Genomic DNA, 4,361 nt, shown 5'->3' on the forward strand with positions numbered 1-4,361 from the left:
CCCGCCAACCCCGCCGCTCTCATCCCCGCCACCCCCACCGCTGACCCCACACGCCACCCCTCCCCCTCCACCCCCGCCGGTCCTCGAAGGACAAGGCTCACTGTTGCCCAGCCATTCTCTGAACGGCAAAAATAAACTCAAGATTGGTCCGATGGCGTGGCGGAGAGGATAACGTTGAGCAAGGCGCATCTCGCAGTCGAAGGATGAATCGCGGCCATGCTAAGATCACACTGAGGGGTCTTCAGGAGAGCACGCGTGAGGTTTTGCAAACTGGTGCTGGCGAACTGGAAAAACTTCACGAAGGTGGAGGCGGCCATCCCGAAGCGGCTGTTCCTGGTGGGACCGAACGCCTCCGGCAAGTCCAATTTCCTCGATGCCTTTCGCTTTCTGCGAGATTTGGCCACGAGTGGCGGAGGCGGATTTCAGCATGCCGTGGCGCGCCGGGGTGGTGTGCGGGCCATTCGCTGCTTGGCTGCTCGCCGCCGTCCTTCCATCGAAATCCACAGCGAGATGGAAGATGAGAACGGCCAGCGGTGGGCGTATGAATTAGTATTTGACGAGGATCAACAGCGGCGGCCTCACGTGGTCAGAGAACGCGTCGAGCGCGATGGGCAAGTGCTCCTCCAACGTCCCAATGCAGAAGACCGAGCGGACCCGGAACGATTGACGCAGACCTATCTCGAACAGGTCAACGTCAATCGAGAGTTCCGTGAGATCGCCGCCTTTTTTGCTTCGATCCGATACTGGCACATCGTGCCCCAACTGGTCCGGGAGCCAGATCGTTCCGTAGGTCGCAGCTACGATCCATTTGGAGGAGACTTCCTGGAGCAAGTGGCCAAGACCCCGGAGAAGACGCGTCAGGCCCGACTCAAACGGATCCGGGAAGCCCTGAGCATCGCCGTGCCCCAGCTCGAAGAAATTGAACTGTGGCGGGACGGCCGCGGCACACCCCATCTGCGGGGCAAGTATCAGCACTGGCGGCCCCACGGAGCTTGGCAGACCGAGGAGCAATTCTCGGATGGCACCCTGCGCTTGCTCGGCTTGCTCTGGGCCGTTCTGGAGAAGGGAGGACCGCTCCTACTGGAGGAACCAGAGCTGTCGCTCCATCCGGAGGTCGTCCGCCACCTGCCGCAGATGTTCGCGCGAGTCCAACGCCGGAGCGGCCGTCAAATTTTCGTGAGCACTCATTCGCCCGAACTGTTGCGTGACGAGGGCATCGGCCTCGATGAAGTCTTGCTCCTGCGAGCCAGTCCCGAGGGGACGCAGGTCATGCCCGCGGCTTCGCTCCGGCAGGTCCGGGAATTATTGGACGGCGGCCTGTCACTTGCCGACATCGTCCTGCCCCAAACCCGGCCCGAACACCCAGAGCAGCTTGCACTTTTTGGCGAGGACTGAGGCGATGCCGGGAGCGCTGATCAACCTCGCGGTTGAAGGAACAACCGATGAAGCCGTGGGCAAAAAATTGCTGGACTATGTTGATGCAAAGCCCAACCTGGTGTGCGGAAAGCAAGGCAAGCCATTCCTTGAAAGTAAGATCCACAGCTTCAACGAAGCCGCTCGACACAGCCCCTGGTTCGTGATCGTGGATTTGGATCAAGACTTCCATTGTGCCCCAGATTTGCGGCAGGAATGGCTGCCGAACCCTGCACCTCTCCTGTGTTTCCGCATTGCCGTGCGGGCAGTCGAAGCCTGGCTTTTAGCGGATGCCGAAGCGATCGCGGCCTTCCTGAGGATCGCTCGCAACAAGGTGCCAGCGAATCCGGAGGGATTGCTCGATCCAAAGGCAGAAATGGTCTCCTTGGCTCGGAAATCGCGGCGCCGAGCCATTCGCAAGGATATGGTACCCCCCCCAAGCAGCGGCCGAAAAGTGGGGCCAGCCTACAGTTCCCGGTTGACCGAATTTGCCAGCACGGAGTGGCGCGCCGAGGTGGCGATGGCTCAGGCACCTAGTTTGCGGCGGGCCATCGACTGCTTGCGAAAACTCGTGCGCCAAGCCACCGCCTGATCCCCAAGGTTCGCAAGGGTCTGGCGATGAGACCTTCCTGATGGGTGGTCCTCTCAAAACGGTCCCCATCTGAAGGCTCGCTTCCCTCCCCTCGCTGGTACTTCTGACACGGTGGCGTCACCCCTTAGCGGGTAGCCGCTCGGTTCACTCGGTTTCATGGTGTCAGCTCATTGTCCTTCCCCGCTGCTTTCGCCACGGTCTATTTACCGGGCAATAACCCCGTCGGCCAAGGCCACAGCCGCAGGGTGTTGTCCGAGCTTCCCGACAGGACAAAGCGGCCATCCGGACTGATTGCTACACTGCGGACGGCATCGGCGTGTCCCGCGAAGCAGCGGACCTCCTTGCCGCTGGCTAGCTCCCACACCCGCAGGGTATCGTCGCGACTAGCGGAGGCAGCATAGCGGCCATCGGGAGAAAACGCCACGCTCAGGACGCCCCCCTCGTGTTCCTGGAAGCTGCGGACTTCCTGGCCGGTCGCTAGTTCCCAGAGCCGCACATGGTCATCGCCTCCCGATAGAGCGTAGCGGCCATCCGGACTGATTGCCACGCTATTGACTCGGATGGTGTGTCCCTGGAAGCGGCGCACTTCCTGAGCGGTCGTCAGCTCCCACAGCCGCAGCGTCCCGTCCCAACTGCCGGAGAGGGCATAGCGGCCATCGGGCGAAAACACCACACTCACCACGGCGCGCGTGTGCCCCTGGAAGCGGCGGAGTTCGCGACCGCTTTCCAATTCCCACAGCCGCAGGGTCTTGTCATGGCTGCCGGAGAGGGCATAGCGGCCATCGGGCGAAAACGCCACACTCACCACGGCGCGCGTGTGTCCCTGGAAGCGGCGCACTTCCTTGCCGGTCGCTAATTCCCACAGCCGTAGCGTCTTGTCATGCCCGCCGGAGAGGGCATAGCGGCCATCGGGAGAAAACACCACGCTATTGACCCCACCGTTGTGCCCCGCGAAACGGCGCACTTCCTGAGCGGTCGTCAGCTCCCATAGCCGCAGCGTCCCGTCCCAACTGCCGGAGAGGGCATAGCGGCCATCGGGGCTGATCGCTACGCTTTGGACCGCATCGCTGTGCCCCGCGAAAAGCCGGAGCGCTTGGGCAGTGGGCAGCTTCCACAACCGCAGGGTCTTGTCAGCACTGCCAGAGAGGGCATAGCGGCCATCAGGAGAAATCGCCACGCTCGTCACCGTATCGGTATGCCCCTCGAAGCGGCGGATTTGCTTGCCGCTTTCGAGCTGCCACAATCGCAGCGTGTTGTCGGCGCTGCCGGAAAGGGTGTAAAGGCCAGAGGGACCGATCGCCACGCTTTCCACCCAACGGCTATGACCCTCGAAGCGGCGGACTTCCCTGGAGGTGGCTAGCTCCCACAGCCGCAGCGTCCCGTCCCAACTACCGGAGAGGGCATAGCGGCCATCGGGGCTGATCGCTACGCTTTGGACCGCATCGCTGTGCCCCTCGAAGCGGCGGAGTTCGCGACCGCTTCCCAATTCCCACAGCCGCAGGGTCTTGTCATGGCTGCCGGAGAGAGCATAGCGGCCATCGGGCGAAAACGCCACGCTTCGGACCCAACTGGTATGCCCCTCAAAGCGGCGCACTTCCTGGCCCGTGGCCAGTTCCCACAGCCGCAAGGTGCCGTCCAGGCTGCCGGAGAGGGCATAGCGGCCATCGGGCGAAAGCGCCACACTCACCACGGCGCGCGTGTGTCCCTGGAAGCGGCGGAGTTCGCGACCGCTTTCCAATTCCCAGAGCCGCAGGGTCTTGTCATGGCTACCGGAGAGAGCATAGCGGCCATCGGGAGAAAACGCCACGCTCCAGACCCAACTGGTATGTCCCTCAAAGCGGCGCACTTCCTTACCGGTCGCTAATTCCCACAGCCGCAGCGTATTGTCAGCACTGCCGGAGAGGGCATAGCGGCCATCGGGAGAAAACGCCACGCTGAGGATTTCCCCCTCGTGCCCCACGAAGCGCTGCGCTTCCTCAGGGTGGAGAGAAAGCTCCTCGGCGAAAGCTGCCCTTCCCCCCAGCCATCCCATCACCAGCAGCATCCCCAGCCCACCCAGCCCGCAGATCAGCGGGGACGGCAGACGGCGAACTGCGACGCTGATCGACTTCGCTCTGTGCCACTCGTGAGTCATGGGAGGCCTCCCGATGCTGGACCGCAGCTCTGCATCGCCCTCCGCTCCTCCGCCTTCCCCTCCCCAGCGCCACGGGCGCGGACCTCGCCCCTCTCCGGCGCCGCGACGGCCTCCTGCCGCCGCCTCCACGGGAGACTTGGAATACCGGAGGAACCTGAGGAAAAGAGTTCGACCTGGCGAGCTACGATTCCGCCTGCAACCACGCACTCTAAGACTTTGACG

At 63.0% G+C, this 4,361-nt stretch carries 3 protein-coding genes; 2 read left to right on the forward strand and 1 reads right to left on the reverse strand.

Annotated features, from left to right (window positions below):
• The first annotated feature begins 255 nt into the window (after nucleotides 1-255).
• Nucleotides 256-1,395 (forward strand): AAA family ATPase, encoded by a 1,140-nt coding sequence (locus tag H0921_RS17495; protein ID WP_194539823.1) that lies wholly within the window; start codon nucleotides 256-258, stop codon nucleotides 1,393-1,395.
• Nucleotides 1,396-1,399: 4 nt separating this feature from the next.
• On the forward strand, nucleotides 1,400-2,005 hold the full coding sequence (locus H0921_RS17500) for a hypothetical protein (protein WP_194539824.1): 606 nt from the start codon (nucleotides 1,400-1,402) through the stop codon (nucleotides 2,003-2,005).
• Between the two features lie 199 nt (nucleotides 2,006-2,204).
• Here the strand turns inward: H0921_RS17500 and H0921_RS17505 are convergent, their stop codons facing one another.
• Nucleotides 2,205-4,139 carry a WD40 repeat domain-containing protein gene (locus H0921_RS17505; RefSeq protein ID WP_194539825.1) on the reverse strand — a complete coding sequence of 645 codons (1,935 nt, stop codon included), beginning with the start codon at nucleotides 4,137-4,139 and terminating at the stop codon, nucleotides 2,205-2,207.
• Nucleotides 4,140-4,361: the final 222 nt, after the last annotated feature.

The organism is Thermogemmata fonticola (genome assembly GCF_013694095.1).
Classification (GTDB): Bacteria; Planctomycetota; Planctomycetia; order Gemmatales; family Gemmataceae; genus Thermogemmata; species Thermogemmata fonticola.